The following is a 17,827-nucleotide window of genomic DNA, read 5'->3' on the forward strand; positions in this document are numbered from 1 at the left end:
TCAGCGAGTCTGGCGCTGCAGGATATTCAGGAACTCTTCCATGAAGCTTTCAAAGCGGATTGCCAGGCGATCGATCTCGGTGGCGTAGCGGTTGTAGGCGATCACGGCGGGAATGGCGGCAAACAGGCCGATGGCGGTGGCGACCAGCGCCTCCGCGATGCCGGGCGCCACGGAAGCCAGCGTCGCCTGCTGCACATTCGACAGGCCGCGGAAGGCGTTCATGATCCCCCACACGGTGCCGAACAGGCCGATATAGGGACTGACCGAGCCAACCGACGCCAGGAACGGAAGGTGCGATTCCAGCACATCCATCTCGCGCTGGTAAGCCGCGCGCATGGCGCGCCGGGCGGCGTCGAGCAGGGCCCCGGCTTCGTGGTTGCGCTCGCGTGCCTTCAGGTATTCACCCATGCCGGACTCGAAGATACGTTCCAGGGCACCGGTGCTGTGGCGGTTGTTGGCCGCGCTCTGGTATAGCGCCTGGAGGTCGCCGCCGGCCCAGAAATCGCGCTCGAAGCGCTCCGTCTGGGTGCGCGCGGCGCGCAGCGCCAGGTGCTTGCGGAAGATATATGTCCACGAGAACAGGGACATGACGAGCAGCAGGGCCATGACGGCCTGGGCCAGCAAGCTGGCGTGCAGCACCAGCGAAATGATCGACAGGTCTTGCGTGACGGTCACGGGGTTCATCGGGCGGTCTTGATGGTTGCGAGGACGGGAGCGGGGATGGGGGTCGGGCGGAACGTGCTGCGATCAACACATCCGACACGGATGGCGCCGGTAGCCAGCAACTGCTCCCCACGCCAGGCTTCCTGGGCGAATTGGACCGATGCCGGCCCAACCCGTTCAATCCGGGTCCGGATCTCGAGCAGGTCGTCCAGCCGGGCGGGGGCATTGTAGTCCACCGCCGTGCTCCTGACGATAAAGACCACGCCCGCTCCGTCCGCGAGCGCCTGCTGCTCGATGCCGAGCGAGCGCAGCCACTCGGTCCGGGCGCGCTCGAAGAATTTCAGGTAATTGGCGTAGAAAACCACGCCGCCCGCGTCAGTGTCTTCCCAGTACACCCGCAGGGCCCACACATTGTTGCTCATGGCCGCGATTGTAGCGGACAGGTGGCCCGACCCGGTGTAAACCCTTGTCTGACTTTACAACAATTACATTGTCTGACAGACAAGCCATTGACTTTATGCGCTGCCGCCGCCCGGCCCACGTCTTGCGGCCGGGCGGCGCCTCGCGTAAACTGCCGCCAACCATTCCATCTTGCGCGACTGGCGAAGTCAGTGGGTACTACCACGAGGAAGCGCAAGCTCTCTGGCGCGAAGTTTCAAGCGCCTGCCGCTCGCCTGGGCAGYGAATGGGAAGCAGGGTGCGCCCTGCGCCGGACTTCTGACGTGTCCGGCGCCGGTCGCCTGTGCCTTCCCCGCGCGCCCTACCCCGAAGCCATTCGGATCCCCATTTCTTAAGACGAGTTTTTCGCCATGTTCGAACGCAGCCGCTATACGATCGACCAGATCGACCCCGAGATTTTTGCCGCCATCCAGAAGGAAGACCAGCGCCAGGAAGAGCACATCGAGCTGATCGCCTCGGAAAACTACACCTCGCCGGCCGTGATGGCCGCGCAGGGCTCGCAACTGACCAACAAGTACGCCGAAGGTTATCCCGGCAAGCGCTACTACGGTGGCTGCGAGTACGTCGACGTGGTCGAACAGCTCGCCATCGACCGCGTCAAGCAACTGTTCGGCGCCGAAGCCGCCAACGTGCAGCCCAACTCCGGCTCCCAGGCCAACCAGGGCGTGTTCTTCGCCGCCCTCAAGCCTGGCGACACCATCATGGGCATGAGCCTGGCCGAAGGCGGCCACCTGACCCACGGCATGGCGCTCAACATGAGCGGCAAGTGGTTCAACGTGGTCAGCTACGGCCTGGRCGCCAACGAAGACATCGACTACGACGCGCTGGAAAAGCTGGCCCATGAAAAGCAGCCCAAGCTGATCATCGCCGGCGCCTCGGCCTTCGCCCTGCGCATCGACTTCGAGCGCATCGCCCGCGTGGCCAAGTCGGTCGGCGCGCTGTTCATGGTCGACATGGCCCACTACGCCGGCCTGATCGCCGCCGGCGAGTACCCCAACCCGGTGCCGCACGCCGACTTCGTCACCACCACCACCCACAAGAGCCTGCGCGGCCCGCGCGGCGGTGTGATCCTGATGAAGGCCGAGCACGAGAAGGCCATCAACTCGGCCATCTTCCCCGGCATCCAGGGCGGCCCGCTGATGCACGTCATCGCCGGCAAGGCCGTGGCCTTCAAGGAGGCGCTCTCGCCTGAGTTCAAGACCTACCAGCAACAAGTGGTCAAGAACGCCCGCGTGATGGCCGAGACCCTGATCGAGCGCGGCCTGCGCATCGTCTCGGGCCGCACCGAAAGCCACGTGATGCTGGTCGACCTGCGCGCCAAGAAGATCACCGGCAAGGAAGCCGAACGCGTGCTGGGCGAAGCGCACATCACCGCCAACAAGAACGCCATCCCCAACGACCCGGAAAAGCCCTTCGTCACCTCGGGCATCCGCCTGGGCTCGCCGGCCATGACCACCCGCGGCTTCAAGGAAGAAGAAGCCCGCCTGGTGGCCAACCTGGTGGCCGACGTGCTGGACAACCCGCACGACGCAGCCAACATCGCCAGCGTGCGCGAGCAAGTGTCGGCCCTGACCAAGCGTTTCCCGGTCTACGGCTGATGCCCTGCGCCGCCCGCCTGAGCGCGGGCGGCCGGCAGCCCCGTGCCGCTGTGCGGCGCGGGCCTTGCCAACCCGGCCCGGCGCATCACAGAATGACAAGATAACGGGGCGCTGCCCCGCGCAGCCGGCGCCCAGGCTCAAACTACAAGGTGGTCAGGCATGAAATGCCCCTTTTGCGCCCATTCCAATACGCAGGTCCTGGACACGCGCATGTCGGAAGAAGGCGATACCGTTCGCCGCCGCCGCCGCTGCGAATCCTGCGACCGCCGCTTCACCACCTATGAGCGGATCGAACTGTCCTTCCCCGCCATCGTCAAGAAAAACGGCTCCCGCGCGGACTATGCCCGCGACAAGCTGAAGGACTCCATGCGCCTGGCGTTGCGCAAGCGCCCCGTCTCGGCCGAAGCCATCGACGCGTCGCTGGCCCGTATCGAAGAACGACTGCTTGCGCTTGGCGAAAAGGAAATCCCCAGCAGCCAGGTCGGCGAGCAGGTCATGCGCGAACTGCGCCGGCTCGACAAGATTGCGTATATCCGCTTTGCTTCGGTGTATCGGAGCTTCGAGGACGTGGCGGAATTCTCGGACGTGCTGGCCGAGGTGAGCGGGAACAATAGCAAGCGCTGAACACGCGCGGAACAGAGGGGGCTCCCCCCTGCCCCATACGCCATTTATTTCTGGATATAGACCTCCTTCCATGCCACTCGCTTGGATGTCCCCAGAAGATTGATGGGAAGCCGCGATGTGGACGAAGTTGCATTCGACTGCTGGGTAAGCGCATCGAGGTTGCCATTGGTCAGCGCGACCAGGGAGGGTCTCGACGACAGCGCAGTATTGGACAGCGCAATGCCTGTCCACGGAGACTGGCCAGTCAAGGTGAAATTCGTGCTGGGCAGTTCGCCGCCGGTGGTCAAGTCAACGGCGTACAGGTAACTAGACGAGCCACACGTCGCCGCCGAAGGGATGTCGGTCGTAAAGACCAGGATTCCCGCGACTGCTGTCGGATTGGTCACCACACGTTCGCCCGACCCTGGCAGGTCGAAATACCAACCCGGGTTCTTGGTGTAGTCGATTGCGGGGGTGTTACTGATATGCCGAACCGACCCCGATAGTGTCACGGCTCTTTTCACGAGAGCGGTCCGTACGTTGGAGATCAGCGGTGCCGCGGTCATCTTGTCGACCAGCGCATACATCGACTGCACATTGCTGACGCCCAGGTCTGATTGACCGAGCAACAGCCCCGTACCCACGAACACCATGCGCTGCCCGTTATAGACAGTAAGCTCCGGCGCCGAGCTGATCGGCTGTACCTTGCCGGTGCTATCAGCAAGGCTGGCCAGCTTGCTGACGTTCCATGCTGTAGCGGTGGTGCCAGACAGATCGAAACGCCACACATTCCCCAGCAGGTCACCGCCATAGACGTAGTCGATCGTCGCATCGGTGGCGCCGTTCGCCGCAAACGCTGAGATATAGGCCAGCCCGGAAGGCGTAGTGGTATCGCCAACCCCCGTCGAAATCGACTTGAGCACATTGCCGGTCGCAGGATCCAGCACAAACAGCCGGCCCTTGCCATCGCCCTGCGTTCCGCCATTGCGAACCACATTGTTGTTGTAGCCCGACGGCACCAGTACCACCCACCCCATTGCTTTGGTCTTGGCGAGAACAGGCTTGCCGAAGGTCAAGCCAAGGTTGGCTGCGTCCGTACTGCTGGTGGAAGAATTCGGAAACTCCCACTTCACCTTGCTGGCTACGTCCGCATCGCTCTGCGCCGTAGAGCTGGTCACGTCAAGCGCGTAGTAGCCACTCCCACCCGCCCCCAAGCCGCCGACAAGCAATGTTTGCCAGGTCTTGGTACCTGCCATGTAGACATCGCCAACCGCCGGCGTTGCATCCACATAGTATTGGTGCGTGTAGGGCGTCACTGTGTACGCATTCATCTTCCCGCTCGAGGTCAGGAGCGCGCCCGGCACGTAAGCCCAGAGTTCTGCCCCCGAGGACGCATCGAATGCATGCAGCATGCCGTCGTTTGCCCCTTGGTAGATCGCCGACTTGCGTGATGCCAACTGGCTCTGGAAGCTAGGGTAGCCCGGATCCGAATAGTAGGCTGCGGCACCTGCGACATACACGGGCTCCGCCGAAACGATATCGCCGAGAAGCGACGACCGTGTGCGATAGGTGCTGCCTTCCAGCGAACGGTCTCCGCGCAAGTAGCCCAACACGCTGGCTCCGTCAGTCTTCCCAGGAGTATTGAGAAGACTGATAGTGGCCGGCTGCAGGAACCCGGCCCCCGACCCCGCCGCGAACGCAACGCCCTTCCCGTTATCGTAGGTACCGATCCGACGCCCGCTCGGCGTGAGGCTGGTCAGTTGGTCGCGCGCCTTCCACAACGGCGCCGCCGCATTGATAAAGCCGGTTGTCGGGTCGATAGGAGCGGCAGTCAGTTCACCGGACCAATTCTGTCCGTTGTAGCTAGCCATGAACGCCGCGCCGCCGCCGTTGGTGGAACTGACAGCAATCGCCGCATTGGATGCGGACTTCGACAGCAGGCTCTGAAGGACCTGCTGAAAGAACGAAGTCAGGTCCGCGGCATTGGTGGCACGGAACATCTGCCCGCGACCGTTGATAGTGGCGTGCCAAAGGTCGTCCAGGGCGTTCGGACTGTAGTTCTGGGATGTAGCCACCCAGGCTGGCGGGTTAAGGTTCGGATTGGCGGTCTGCGCCGCGTTCTGACCATAGATATAACCTCTGGCTCCCAGTGCCACTGCATACGTATTCATATGCGGGTCGGAGTTCTTGTCGGCATTCCATGAGCTGTCCGTCGAATTCACCGGCACCAGTCCCTTAGTGAGATCGCCGCGCAAATTGTTGACGAAGTAGGAACTGGCAATGTCCGCCAAGGAAGGCTTGGGGATCGACGTGTAAGGCGCGCTATTTATGAAGTTGCTGCTCGCCGAATAGCTTGGCGGCGTCACGGTTGACTTGTTGGCATAGCCATCAGTCAGGATAAAGCCGGYATTCTGCTGGCATGCAAACTTGACCGGCGCATTAGCGTCCGTTCTCATGAACTGCTTGCCAATGAAGTTGAGTGTTTCAAGCGTGGGCGTACCGCCGGACGCTACACTCTGGTAAATCGCCCCCAGCAAGGCGGAGCCATTCTTCGAGTTGTCCGTCGAAGAAAAGTCGTACATGGTGACATCGGTGCCCGCGCCGGAGTTGAAGTTGGTATAGGCGCCATACATGCCCTTGAGATTCGTCAATACCTGGCCCATGCCCGAGGCCAGCATCAGCTTACGCTTGCGGTAGTACTGGAACCAGTTGGCGAAATTCTGCAATTCGGCGCTATATGTACGCCCGCCGGGAAACTTCAGGCTGTTGGCGGCGGTGATCTGCCACTCCCGCACATAGCTGCCATCCGGGGTGGCGTTACATCCGGCGGTATTGGCCTTGCAGGTCGCATCCTTGACGTAGTATGTCGCAGGGCGATACGGAAGCGACACGTCCCAGTAGGTCGCGGCGTCGGGTACCGTGAGATCGGACGCCATATTGCTTGACGTCCAATTGCCATTCTTGGGCTTGTAGTAGATCGTCGTGTAGCCGTTGTCTGACGCCCACTTCGCCGTGATCGTCATGCCAGAAAACATGCGGAAGGCCGTATTGCCCGCCGCGCTGTTTTGCGCAGCGACTGTCGTCGCCAGGTTCCACAGGTAGGGCGAGGACGAACTCTGGGTCGGGTAGTATGGGTGGCTGCGTGTAGCCGCCGTATTCGCGTCGCCGAAACTCTTCATGGCGCTACCCACATAGGCGGTAGGCCACGCGACGTAAGTTACGTTCGGGTTGTAATAGAGCGGGTTGTAGTCCGAACTGCGCATGTACGAGTACTGCGGCAGAGGCGGTATTGCGTAGTGGTCGGAGTTCGAGTCGGCATAGCGGCGCAGATCGCTGTCATTGCTCGTGCTCTGGCCGTTCGGGAACAGATAGGCATACTTCATCCACGGGCTTCCGGACGATCCCGTGTCGTTGAAGTTGAACGTGCCATTCGAGTAGAAGTTCTTGTTGCTCGTATTCCACCACAAGGCACCGTCGCTCGTACTCATCAGCACCTCGAAGTCCATCGACCCCGAATCGTCAACGCCAAAGATGACATTGGGAGGAGCCTGCGACGTTGCGGACAATGGGGTGACGGAGATGTCGGTCGAAGCTGGATAGGCCGAAATCACCGCTAATGCCGAAACTGCCAGACAGGCCTTGAGCAACGTAGAGAATTTCATGGCAGATTATCTGTTAAGGATTGCCTGAACGAATGTCTCGCCGCTACGCGGGCTTGTAACATGTACCGTCACACGATAAGCAACCTGCGGCAATTGCAGCGACGGTGAGCCTACCTGGTAGCTGCCCGGCCCCTGAATCGTCTTGGGACGGGCAGTACATTGTCCGTAAGGATCGGTTACCGGCGTCAGACCACAAAGGCGCTCGACAACGTACTGGTACTGCAGGCCACCGTTGGCGACCTTGACCTGCGGGAAAGTGTTGATGTCGCCCCAGTTCACATTGGGCAGGCCATTCTGGTCCACCGCGAAGGTCCCGGAAGTCGCGTAGTACTGCTTGGTGCTATCCGTGGCATCCGGATTGGCAATCCCGTCAAGAGTGGCCTTTGCCGCGGTCAAGGCCAGGTCGGTCGCATGGCTCGCAGCCTCCTTGAAGGCGATATTGCCGGCCGTGGTTCCGGACACCGACCCGGAGCGCAGCAACGAGACGGCGGACACCAGGATGGCCAGCAGGATGATCAGCACTACCGGAAGTGCGAGGCCTCTCTGGGCGCGAAGCGATCGCATACTTATTGTTCTCCGAACACGATATTCTTGAGCGGTATGACCAGGCTCTGCGTGCGATAGCGATAGCATTGCCAGTTCTGCGTCGCGCTCAGGTCGGCTGACACGGCCGCTCCCAGCGGCGATACGGTAGCCGGAAATATCACGGGCAGCGTCGCGGCCGTGGTTGCATCGCACGCAGCTCCCGCTCCTCCCGTCGGCTTTACCGCCGCCGGAATTCGCGTCACCAGGCCTACACGGATTGCGCGGATCTGACTCATGTTTGCCGCGCTCAGCGGCCATGCCCATGCCCCGCTTGCATCAACCCACTGGGAGACGCTCAGGCCCACCCCAGCCGCCACGCCGTATTGCGCGCGCATGTAGACCACATTCTCGGCCATGGGTGTCGCCGGGGTATTGGCTGCGGCAAACTGATTGACAAGTTCAAGCATGGCAGTCGCATTGTTCACCTGGTAGGCCGTCCAGGAGAATGCCCCCGCGTTCATTACGCTGGCGCCTGCGCCATATAGTTGTGGATTCGAGAATGCGACTGTCGCCGGAGGATTCCAGTTGCCGCTACCAGCCACATGTGCGATCTGCGTACTATTGGCTTGCAGCGATGTGCCGCTGACCTGCATGACTGTGCAGGGCGAGGTCACACTGCCGGTGCCGCTGTACGCGGACACCAGCAGCACCGAACCTTGCGCATTTGGGCCTGGCGCGCTGATCCCCTGGGCCGAAGCCACGTTCAGCGAATCCGATGCGGCGGCCATGCCAGTGGTGAGGGCAATGGGCGCGGCAGCGCTAATCGAGACGGCGCCCGCGACGGAAATCGTATCCGAAGCGCCCGCCCCGCCCGGGCGCGTCACCCATACCGGCGCAATGGCGGCATTGTCGACCAGCACGCCATTGAAATAGGCATTCAGCGCCTGGCAGATGATGGTGGATTGGTTGTTTCGCCCGCTCGTGGCAACGCCTACCCCTGCGCCCTTGATATCGCGCTCGATCGCCAGCATCGCCAGCACACTGCTGTCGGCGGCGGCGTTCGTACCGAACTGCGTACGCTTGAAATCTTCGAAAAAATAAGTCGCACTGACAATGGCGACCCCGGCGATCAGACCGACAACTAGGCCGACCAGCAACTCAATCAGCGTAAAGCCGCTAGTACGCAGATGCGAGTGAAGCCTGGCGTGCATGGAGTGGCTACCTGAGGTTAGTGGTGGTCACGAGGTTGTGCCACGTGGTGAGGCTCACGTAGGTCTTCTCCTGTGCCTCGCCCGCAAGCTTCCATTGCAGCGTAACGGTCATATTGCCTGAGACGGCGTCGTACACCACGCTAGGCGCATGCGGTACATCGCTGGGCAGCGCCGCCTTCACGCGCGTCAACCAGTCGGCAGCGATCGCCTGGCCCGTGCCCGCTGTGCAGCCACCCCCGGCGGGCACGGTGTAGCAAGCTGCGTTCGCGGAATCCACCGTGGCGACCCCGATGATCTCCGCGGCGTAGTACTGTGCCACCGTGCGGTAGCGCGTTTGCGAGTTCTGCTTGGCCGCGAGCAAGGTCGCCGCGCACAAGCCAACGATCCCGATCGAGAAAAGCGTCAATGACACCAGCGCCTCGATTAGCGCGAAGCCTTCGGTGCGTACTTTCATATCAGCACGCCATCACACTGTTGGCCGCGGCCGCAGGATTGCACACGCGCGCTTGCCCCAACGCTGACAGCGTCACGCGCAAGCACTGCATGGTCCCGCCCTTGGCCTGACAGGCGGCACTTCCGCTCACAGGCTGGACATCAAACTGCGGCAGCGCCACCGGCGGTCCGCCGCAATCCGCTGCCAGCACACGCCCAGTACCGTCGAAGCAAATCGATGCCTGGTTCGAGGCAATAGCCACCGCCCGGCTCATCTCCGGCGGAGAGGCAGAATAACCGGCGAATCCGGCAGCGCTTGGCACCGCGTAGGACCAGCCCTTTGCCGACATCGTGAATGTCGTCATCCGGTTGCGATTGAGCGCTTCAACGCGCGCAGCCTTGAGATCGGAGGACAATTGTTCGCCGACGGCACGCAAGCGGTTGTTCTGCAAATAGTCGCTCAGGCTCGGCACGCCCACCATCAACAGAATGGAGATGATGGCAAGCACGGCCATCATCTCGATAAGAGACAGCCCTTTCATCCTCATATCAGCAGTTCCCCGCAGTCAGCCACCAGCAGGCGCCATTTGCCGCCTGGCCCTTGTAGATAGTGGTTGCTCTATTGCCGGTCTGGTCAAGCGTATAGGTATACCCGGTGACCGGTCCCTTGCCCTGCGCAGTCACAAGGAAGCCTTGCCCAGCAGAAGTCAGGTTGCACTGGTAGGAGAAGTTCGCCGACGACGTGGAAACATTGCAAGCTGCCACGCCATAGTTGCCGTTGTCCTGAAAGCTCTGCTCCATGCGCAAGCCGAAAACGGAAAGCGTATCAAAGGCTTCGGACAGTTTGCTACGCGTGACGTAGTCCGAGTACATCGGAATAGAGATCGCCGATAGGATGGCCAGGATCGCCACCGTCACCATCAGTTCGATCAAGGTAAAGCCGCGCGCCACTCGACATCCGCGCCGGCCTGATCCAGGCGGAGCGTCTTGCTGAGTGAGGAGGCGCGGCGCGGTCGCGAAATAGCGAAGCGGCGCGGACATGTCAACGCCGCCGGTAAACAGCCGGATACGGGCGCTGCGCGAGCGAAGATTTGACCCAGTTCATATGACCCCCGGTTGAATAACTCATCCGGATTCCGGCATCCCACTCTGCGATGGAAGCACCGAACCCATCCCGAAATATCTTTTAATTTTCTGCGGGCCGGCGACATGCGCATCGGCCTTGCTTACTTCATAGCGCATCCAGCCGTCAGCGCCACCCCGCTATAGTGGGGGAAAGGACAGGGAAGTGTCAATTCAGGCGCTCTAGCCCATGATTTTCGATCGCCGGCGTTGGTTTGTGGCCACATATGTCTGCAACATGAATTTTCAAACTCGTCACTGCCCGGCACATTCACCTGATCTTTGGCGCGGCATCCTCGGCAAATCGTCATCCAGAGCGGATTTGCCATGCCCGCAGCGACACTTCATCCGGCTTACATGAATCGGTGCGCCCGGCGCGCGGGCTTTCTGCGTCCGCTCGGTGCCACTCATGTCAATACGTTCAGAGAACTGCCGCCGCGACATGTCATGCCCCCGATTTGCGAGGGCAATCCGCCCATGCGAGGTTTCTTCCTGATCGAGGCTCTTACCGCTCTCGCCTTGCTTGGCATTGGTCTCCTGCCGCTCTGCACGCTCGCACCTGTCGCACTTGGAACATTGCGCCACTACGAAGCGCTCAGCCATGCGACGCGCGCGGGCGCCGAGCTGGCCGAACTCGAAGCACCATCACTGGTACTGTCTTCGGTGCACACCCGCGGCATCGCTACGGAGCACCTGCGTCTGTGCAAATCACTTGCTTCCGCAGGCGACCAACACATCCTGCCGGCTTGCGTGGCTGGGCAGCAGTTGGCGGTCGTTGGTCCGCTCCATGCGTTCGCGGACGCGGCCAGCGGCAACAGCAACAATGCGCGCTTGCGCACGATTGCACTATGGGTGCGACCGTGACAAGCGCTTGTGTTCCCCTGCGCCAACGCTGGAAGGGCTACTCGCTGATCGAACTCTTGGTCGGCCTGACCCTTGGCCTGCTGGTTAGCGCGCTGGCGATGTCGGCCCTTCATATGGCCCAGGCCGCCTATCGCACCGCGGTCGATCTCGTGCTGCTGGAAGAACGCGGCCAGCGTGCGCTCGCCATCGTCACGCACTTGGTCCACCACGCCGGCTGGCTGCCGGACGCCGCGCCGGATCCCGCCGATGCGCCGCCGGCGCTGTCCGGGCGCGACGACTGCGGGCAGCCCGGCATCGCCGCCGTCCCCAGTTGCGCGCGCAGCGGCGTCAATGGCAGCGACGCGTTGCTGGTGCGCTTCAGTGGCAGCGGACGCGAACTGCAGCCGACCGTGCCGGACCGGACCATGGTGGATTGCAGCGGCTATGCGCTGGCGGCGCAAAGCGTGGGCGATGCGGCCGGCGCAGCGCCCGCCACGGCGTATGCGGGCGCCAACTTGCTCTACGTCGCCATTGGCGCCGATGGCGAGCCGCAGCTACTGTGCCGCTATGCAAGCCGGCGCGGCGGGCAGGTGCAGGCTGGCAGCTGGACATCGGGCGCGCTGGTGCGCGGCGTCGAGGCCATGCAGCTGCGCTACGGCATCGACACCAGCGGCGACGGCAAGCCGGACACCTTCCTGCGCGCCGAGGAACTGAACCGGCGGGGAACGTCTGCATGGCGCGGGGTACTGGCGGTGCAGGTGGCGCTGGTCTTGCGCGGCGAGCGGCCGCTGCCGCAGGCAGCTGGGGGGCAGCGGCTCGTGCTGTTTCCGCCCACGCCCGATGTCCAGGGCGGCGACACGGTATTCCAGCCGCCCGCGGGGCCGGGTGTGATGCGGCGCGTGTTCTCGGCCTCGGTACGGCTGCGCAATGCCGTGCCTTGCGCGGCAGCGGTATGTTGATGCTGCCCTTGTTGAACGCGCGGCACCGTGCCGCCGGCGGCACGACGCTGATGCTGACCGCCACGATGTTGCTGCTCACCGCAACCGCCATGGTGGCTGGCCTGCATTTCCTGCTCTCCGCACGGCAGATCGGCACCTACCAGCTCGATCGCGAAATTGCCTTCCGTGCGGCTGAGACCGGTCTGCTGGACGCCGAGGCCGACCTGCTGCAGGCACTGCGCGCCGGCAACGCCGGCGCGGATGCACGGCTGGGCACGTGGCCGCCGGCCGGCCAGTGCGGGCAGGGACCGCGGCTGGGGCTGTGCCGGCCCGGCGTGGGCCTGCCGCCGGCCTGGGACGACTGGCTCGATGCGCGCGGAGCGGATGTGGCCACCGGCGTCGCCATGGGCGCTTTCACGGGGACCACGCTGCCGGTGCTGCCGCCAGACGTCGCTGGCGCGAATGCGCTGCCGCGCTACGTGGTCGAGCTGCTCCACGAGCGGCCAGCCGGCGAATGGCTGACGCCAGGGTATGCGAGCGGCGGCCCGCGGCTGCGCTTTCGCATCACCGCGCTTGGCGCCGGGCGCGACCGGGCGGTGCGCAGGCTGCTGCAGACGGAATTCGAGCCATGAGGCGCGCTGTCCTGGGCTGCGGCCTGCTGGTCGCCTTCTTCGCCGGTCTCGGCGCCGGCGCGGTGCAGGGCTCCGTCACGGCGTCGCGGCAGTCGCTCATTTATATAGCGGAGCCCGGCCAGCAGCCCGGGACCGGCCGCCTGCTCGCCCTTGTCCGTCCGGCCACGACTGCGAAGCAACCTCCGCATTTGCCTGCGCCCTTCCTGCCCGCCTGGGAAGCCGGAGCACGGCTTGCCGCGCGCGATCCGGATTCACGCCGGCTGCTCTCCGCGCAACCGGACGTGGATGGCGCCGCGGCACGGCATCTGGCTAGGCTGCGTCGGGCGCCCCTGGCCCGCAGCCCGACCGGTGCGCAGCCAGTTCTCGTGCCGCCGCCGGCATGGATGCCAGGCCGCCCCGGCCACGCCAGGTTTGCCCGCAAGCATGCGGCCCGCCCCGCCCTCGTCTGGCTGGGAACACACGGCGGCCTGCTGCATGCCTTCGATGCCGGCACCGGCGAGGAAGTGCTGGCTTACGCGCCAGGCGTCCTGCCGGGCCAGGCGGCACCATCGGGACCAGTCGCGCGAGGAACGCTGTCAGCCCCCGCCAACCGGCCAGCCCAGGTTCCCTGCCCATTCCCCGAGGCCGCCGATGTCCTGCTCGGACCGGGACGCTGGCGAACTGTGCTGCTGTGCGGCATGGCAGCAATCACGGCCGCCCGCCCGGGGCAGGCGAGGCAGGCGGGGCAGCAGGCCCCGGCCGCCGTGTTCGCCCTCGATATCACCGATACCGCGCTCGAGCCCCCGCTCGGCCCGCTGTGGGAAGCCCATGCCTCCCCCGCGCTTCCGCTGGCGCCCGCGGGGCCGATCCGGGCGCTGGCCCTGCCCGCGCCTGACGGGAACAGATGGTATGCGATGGTGCCGCTGGCGCCGGGCGGACTCGCGCTGCTGCCACTGGACAAACCCGCCCACACCCCGTGGCTCGGCAAGTACGCCGTGCAACGCCTGCGCTTGCCCGCGAGCGGCTGCGGGGCAGGCACGGCCGGTACGGCGCTGCTCGCCGCGACCGTGCTGTCCGATGCTGGCGGGCTGGCCGTGGCAGCCTATGCCGTGGATGACGCCGGCCGCCTCTGGCGCTTCGACCTGCGCGGGCCAGCGCCGTGGCTCGGGGAGGACGGCCGTTGCCAGCACCGCCTGGATACGCGCGCCTCGCAGCAAGCGGCACCGCCCATACCCGTGGCGCCGGAGATCATCAGCGCGCCCGGCGGCCATCTCGTGGTGTACGGCAGCGGCGGCGATGTCGCCGCCGTGTTCGAGCCTGCCACCTCGGCGAACGCGCAAGCCACGGGCGGCTGGAAACGAGTGCTTGCCAACCCCGGCGAGCGCCTGGAGCGGATCCTGCCCGCCGCCCCGGGTCACCTGGCCCTGGTTACGCGCACGCCCGACGCACGCCAGCGGGCTTACCTGCTCCGCGCGCTGAGCGGAGATGCCGCCCCGCCCGGCAAGCCCCTCGTGCAGCCGCCACGCGGGCAAGCCGTCGGTGCGGACGCCGCGATCAGCCTTGCCGCCACGCCGCTTTCCCCGGCACCGCCGAGCGGGCCTGGCCTAGGCGCGCGCGCGACGGTGACATTGACACTTTGGTCCCTTGAGGCGGGCCGTGCCACGCAACTCGCCAGCACGGTGGCCAGCCGCCGCACCGGCCGCCTGCGCTGGCGGGAGCTGATCCGCGCGGGCGCCCCTTGAAACGGCACGCCACACCTCCCCTCCCCTCCTCATTCACCGCCCGTCGCGCATCCCGTGGTGCGCCGGTCCGCAACCGGAGAACCGCTCATGTCGCACAGACCCCGCCCAACCGGTTTTACCCTGCTCGAATTGCTGGTCACGCTGACCGTCCTGGGCATCCTCGCCGCCATGGTCGTGCCCGCCTGGCACCAGCACCTGGAGCGCGGCTGGCGCGCCGAGGCGCGCAGCGCCTTGCTTGGCGGCATGCTGGAACTGGAACGCCACGCGCTGGCCGCCATGACCTTCGCAGCCGAGCCCGGCGGCGGACAGGTGGCAGGCAAGTGGCCGCGCCCCGTGCCGGCACCGCCGGCGCGCTCCCGACATCTGATCAGTGCCGGTGCTTGCCCGGGCGGGGAGCTGGAGCGCTGCGTCGAGCTTCGCGCCGTGCCGCAACGGCCCGATGCGCCATGCGGCACGCTGATCCTGCGCAGCACGGGCGAATGGCTTGCACATCCAGCGCATGCCGCCGAAGCGGTGCCGCTACCGCCGGTTTGCTGAGCGATGGGGCGACCGCTGGCGTGGCGCCCGTGGCACGGCGCCACGCTTGCCGAACTCCTGGCCTGCCTGGCCGTGCTTGCCATCCTTGCCGGGGCGGCCTATCCGTCGTTGCAGCACATGGTGGCGCGGCAGCAGGTCGATCTGGCGGCGGACCGCCTGGCCGGCTCGCTCGCGCTGGCGCGCGCCACCGCCGTGGCCAGGCGCAGCGACGTGATACTCGCGCCGCTGCCCGGTGCCACGACGCTCGACCGCGGCTGGCATTTGAGCGTGGTGACGGCGGGCGAACACGCCGCACCGCCGCTTGCGGTGGTGGAAATGCGCAGCGCCTGCCTGCGGATCGGCCTGCGCTCTACGGCGCAAGGCAACAATACGCTGCGCATGACAGCTGTGGGATACTCTCGCTCAGAGCAGGGTGGTTTCCTTGCCGCCACCTTCACCGTGTCCTGCCGCGGTGAACAACGGCAGCTGAGGCTCGGCGCGCATGGCCGGGTTCGCCTTTGCACTCCGGGACGGGATGCCGACTGCGACGGCGCCGCCCAGCCCGATCCACAGTGACATCGTGACATCCGGACGCCCGGGTATCCTGTTGCCGAGACCGATCCCCACCCAACGCGCCGCGAGCGACACCCTAGCCTCATGTTCTCTGACACCGACCACGCAGCCATGGCACAGGCTCTCGCGCTAGCTGCGCGGGGCATGTACACCACTACGCCCAATCCGCGCGTCGGCTGCGTGTTGTCGAAGGACGGCAAGATCATCGGCCAGGGCTTCACCCAGCCGGCCGGGCAGGACCACGCGGAAATCCAGGCGCTCAAGAACGCCGCGGCAAACGGCCACGACCCGGCGGGCGCGACGGCCTACGTCACGCTCGAGCCATGCAGCCACTTCGGTCGTACGCCGCCGTGCGCGGATGCGCTGGCGCGCGCCGGCATCGCCCGCGTGGTGGCTGCCATGGAAGACCCCAATCCCTCGGTCTCCGGGCGTGGCCTGCAGCGCCTGCGCGAAGCAGGCATCGACGTGCGCTGCGGGCTGCTGGAAAAGGAAGCGCGCGAACTCAATATCGGCTTTGTCTCTCGCATGACGCGCGGCCTGCCCTGGGTGCGGGTCAAGGTGGCGGCTTCGCTCGACGGCGGCACGGCGCTGCACGACGGCACCAGCCAGTGGATCACYGGCCAGGCSGCSCGCGACGAYGGCCATGCCTGGCGCGCGCGCGCCAGCGCCATCCTCACCGGCATCGGCACCGTGCGCGACGACAACCCGCAGCTCAACGTGCGCGCCATCGAAACGCCGCGCCAGCCGCAACGCGTGGTGGTCGACTCGCGGCTGGAGATCCCGCTGGATGCGCGCCTGCTCACGCCGGACACCGGCGATTTCGCCAAGCCGGTGCTGGTCTTCTGCGCCTTCGACGACGCTGCCCGCCGGCGGGCGCTGGAAGCCCGCGGCGCCGAGGTGGTGGTGCTGCCCAATCCGCATGGCAAGGTAGAACTGCGCCGCATGCTGGAGGAACTGGGCAAGCGCGGCATCAACGAACTGCATGTGGAGGCCGGCTTCAAGCTCAACGGCTCGCTGATCCGCGAGCATTGCGTCGACGAACTGCTGGTCTACCTGGCTCCCAAGCTGCTGGGCGATGCCCAGGGCATGTTCAACCTGCCGCCGCTGGCGCGCCTGCAGGATGCCGCGGCCTTCCGCTGGCACGACGTGCGCATGGTCGGCGAAGACCTGCGCCTGATCGCCCGCCGCGCCGACCACGTCTAGGTGCCGGGCAGCGATCACGTTCAGGCGCCGGGCGGCGGCGCGGCCACGGCCACCGCCGCGTGCCGGGAAAACGAACTGGCCGCGCACCTGCTAGCATGCGTGTTTTCCCCTTGCATCCCGCACTGACCATGTTTACAGGCATTGTCGCGGCCGTCGGCCGCATCGAAACCATTTCCCCGCTGGCTGCCGGTGAAACCGCCGGCGTGCGCCTGCGCGTGCGCGCCACCGGACTGGACCTGAGCGATGTCATCCTCGGCGACAGCATTGCCATCCAGGGCGCCTGCATGACGGTGATCGCGCTGGATGGCGACGCCTTCGACGTAGATGTGTCGCGTGAATCGCTCGACAAGACCGCCGGCCTGGACCGCCCGGGCCGCGTCAACCTGGAAAAGGCACTGCGCCTGGCCGACCGCCTCGGCGGCCACCTGGTGTCCGGCCATGTCGACGGCCTCGGGGAGGTCGTCCATTTCGCCCCGGTGGGCGAGTCCCACGAACTGCGCATCCGCGCCCCGCGCGAACTCGGCCGCTATCTGGCGTACAAGGGCTCCGTGGTGGTCAACGGCGTCTCGCTGACCGTCAACAAGGTCAGCGACGACGCGCAGGGTTGCACGTTCTCGATCAACCTGATCCCCCACACCATCGAAGTCACCACGCTGCAGGACCTGAAGGCAGGCGCCCGCGTAAACCTGGAAATCGACCTGATCGCGCGCTACGTGGAGCGCATGATGAGCGCGCCCAAGGCCGGCTGAGTCCCGAACCGAGCCGACAGCCGGCGGCACCGCGCCCCGCGGCGCCGGCTTGACGTACAATATTGGGCCAGACCGCTGGCGCGGCCGGCCGGTTTTTTCCGAAAACCCGGCCAACGCGCCCCGCCAGCCGGCCAGCAATCCCATCCCGCCCCGAATTTCAAAGCACTCCGCCCCAATTTCAGCCAGTTCTCCAGCCTGCCATCCATGACAATCGCCCGTACCGAAGAAATCATTGCCGAAATCCGTGCCGGCCGCATGGTCATCCTGGTCGACGAGGAAGACCGCGAAAACGAGGGCGACCTGGTCCTGGCTGCCGATTTCGTCACACCCGAGGCAATCAACTTCATGGCGAAGTACGGGCGCGGCCTGATCTGCCT

The 17,827-nt window shown here is 65.2% G+C and carries 19 protein-coding genes and 1 riboswitch; of the genes, 11 read left to right on the forward strand and 8 right to left on the reverse strand.

Features of this window, described 5'->3' with window-relative positions:
- Positions 1 to 684, reverse strand: a complete 684-nt coding sequence (tolQ, locus tag AC1DO7_RS05250; RefSeq protein ID WP_441613217.1) for a protein TolQ — start codon at positions 682 to 684, stop codon at positions 1 to 3.
- Complete coding sequence (ybgC, locus tag AC1DO7_RS05255) at positions 681 to 1,085, reverse strand: tol-pal system-associated acyl-CoA thioesterase (protein WP_441613218.1); 405 nt, start codon at positions 1,083 to 1,085, stop codon at positions 681 to 683. The genes tolQ and ybgC overlap by 4 nt, the downstream gene beginning before the upstream one ends.
- A 163-nt stretch (positions 1,086 to 1,248) precedes the next feature.
- A riboswitch (ZMP/ZTP riboswitch) is annotated at positions 1,249 to 1,350 on the forward strand.
- Between the two features lie 122 nt (positions 1,351 to 1,472).
- Here ybgC and glyA point away from each other — a divergent pair.
- Both glyA and nrdR read left to right on the forward strand, forming a co-directional pair.
- Positions 1,473 to 2,720: a serine hydroxymethyltransferase gene (gene glyA, locus AC1DO7_RS05260; RefSeq protein WP_477115864.1), complete on the forward strand. Its 1,248-nt coding sequence runs from the start codon at positions 1,473 to 1,475 to the stop codon at positions 2,718 to 2,720.
- A gap of 159 nt (positions 2,721 to 2,879) precedes the next feature.
- Entirely contained in the window at positions 2,880 to 3,344 is a 465-nt protein-coding gene (nrdR, locus tag AC1DO7_RS05265) for a transcriptional regulator NrdR (RefSeq protein WP_441613220.1), read from the forward strand.
- Between the two features lie 44 nt (positions 3,345 to 3,388).
- On the opposite strand, the gene AC1DO7_RS05270 is transcribed toward nrdR, so the two are convergent.
- Genes AC1DO7_RS05270 through AC1DO7_RS05295 form a run of 6 tightly spaced genes read right to left on the reverse strand, consistent with a single transcriptional unit; the run spans position 3,389 to position 10,194 of the window.
- Positions 3,389 to 6,985, reverse strand: a complete 3,597-nt coding sequence (locus AC1DO7_RS05270) for a pilus assembly protein (RefSeq protein WP_477115865.1) — start codon at positions 6,983 to 6,985, stop codon at positions 3,389 to 3,391.
- Between the two features lie 6 nt (positions 6,986 to 6,991).
- Positions 6,992 to 7,507 (reverse strand): pilus assembly PilX family protein, encoded by a 516-nt coding sequence (locus tag AC1DO7_RS05275; RefSeq protein ID WP_441613222.1) that lies wholly within the window; start codon positions 7,505 to 7,507, stop codon positions 6,992 to 6,994.
- Positions 7,508 to 7,551: 44 nt separating this feature from the next.
- Positions 7,552 to 8,721, reverse strand: coding sequence for a PilW family protein (locus AC1DO7_RS05280; RefSeq protein WP_441613223.1), 1,170 nt, complete (start codon positions 8,719 to 8,721; stop codon positions 7,552 to 7,554).
- A gap of 7 nt (positions 8,722 to 8,728) precedes the next feature.
- The gene (locus AC1DO7_RS05285) at positions 8,729 to 9,175 is read right to left on the reverse strand and encodes a type IV pilus modification PilV family protein (RefSeq protein ID WP_441613224.1); all 447 of its coding nucleotides are present in this window, start codon (positions 9,173 to 9,175) and stop codon (positions 8,729 to 8,731) included.
- A gap of 1 nt (position 9,176) precedes the next feature.
- A complete protein-coding gene (locus AC1DO7_RS05290; protein ID WP_441613225.1) occupies positions 9,177 to 9,695 on the reverse strand; it encodes a GspH/FimT family pseudopilin in 519 nt (172 codons plus the stop codon).
- A gap of 7 nt (positions 9,696 to 9,702) precedes the next feature.
- Positions 9,703 to 10,194: a type IV pilin protein gene (locus AC1DO7_RS05295; RefSeq protein ID WP_441613226.1), complete on the reverse strand. Its 492-nt coding sequence runs from the start codon at positions 10,192 to 10,194 to the stop codon at positions 9,703 to 9,705.
- Between the two features lie 408 nt (positions 10,195 to 10,602).
- Here AC1DO7_RS05295 and AC1DO7_RS05300 point away from each other — a divergent pair, with 408 nt between their 5' ends.
- From AC1DO7_RS05300 to AC1DO7_RS05340, 9 genes are all read left to right on the forward strand, one after another.
- Positions 10,603 to 11,139: a hypothetical protein gene (locus AC1DO7_RS05300; RefSeq protein WP_441613227.1), complete on the forward strand. Its 537-nt coding sequence runs from the start codon at positions 10,603 to 10,605 to the stop codon at positions 11,137 to 11,139.
- Entirely contained in the window at positions 11,124 to 12,077 is a 954-nt protein-coding gene (locus AC1DO7_RS05305; protein WP_441643193.1) for a PilW family protein, read from the forward strand. The genes AC1DO7_RS05300 and AC1DO7_RS05305 overlap by 16 nt, the downstream gene beginning before the upstream one ends.
- Complete coding sequence (locus AC1DO7_RS05310) at positions 12,077 to 12,688, forward strand: pilus assembly PilX family protein (protein WP_441613229.1); 612 nt, start codon at positions 12,077 to 12,079, stop codon at positions 12,686 to 12,688. Before AC1DO7_RS05305 ends, AC1DO7_RS05310 begins: the two co-directional genes overlap by 1 nt.
- Positions 12,685 to 14,409: a pilus assembly protein gene (locus tag AC1DO7_RS05315; RefSeq protein WP_441613230.1), complete on the forward strand. Its 1,725-nt coding sequence runs from the start codon at positions 12,685 to 12,687 to the stop codon at positions 14,407 to 14,409. The genes AC1DO7_RS05310 and AC1DO7_RS05315 overlap by 4 nt, the downstream gene beginning before the upstream one ends.
- A gap of 87 nt (positions 14,410 to 14,496) precedes the next feature.
- Positions 14,497 to 14,946: a type IV pilin protein gene (locus AC1DO7_RS05320; protein WP_441613231.1), complete on the forward strand. Its 450-nt coding sequence runs from the start codon at positions 14,497 to 14,499 to the stop codon at positions 14,944 to 14,946.
- A 3-nt stretch (positions 14,947 to 14,949) separates the two neighbouring features.
- Positions 14,950 to 15,501 carry a GspH/FimT family pseudopilin gene (locus AC1DO7_RS05325; protein ID WP_441613232.1) on the forward strand — a complete coding sequence of 184 codons (552 nt, stop codon included), beginning with the start codon at positions 14,950 to 14,952 and terminating at the stop codon, positions 15,499 to 15,501.
- Positions 15,502 to 15,582: 81 nt separating this feature from the next.
- A complete protein-coding gene (gene ribD, locus AC1DO7_RS05330) occupies positions 15,583 to 16,701 on the forward strand; it encodes a bifunctional diaminohydroxyphosphoribosylaminopyrimidine deaminase/5-amino-6-(5-phosphoribosylamino)uracil reductase RibD (protein WP_441613233.1) in 1,119 nt (372 codons plus the stop codon).
- Between the two features lie 128 nt (positions 16,702 to 16,829).
- Complete coding sequence (locus AC1DO7_RS05335) at positions 16,830 to 17,450, forward strand: riboflavin synthase (RefSeq protein ID WP_441613234.1); 621 nt, start codon at positions 16,830 to 16,832, stop codon at positions 17,448 to 17,450.
- A gap of 204 nt (positions 17,451 to 17,654) precedes the next feature.
- A partial coding sequence (locus AC1DO7_RS05340) for a 3,4-dihydroxy-2-butanone-4-phosphate synthase (RefSeq protein ID WP_477115866.1) occupies positions 17,655 to 17,827 on the forward strand: 173 nt, incomplete at its 3' end.

It is taken from the genome of Cupriavidus sp. 05N40, assembly GCF_056397305.1.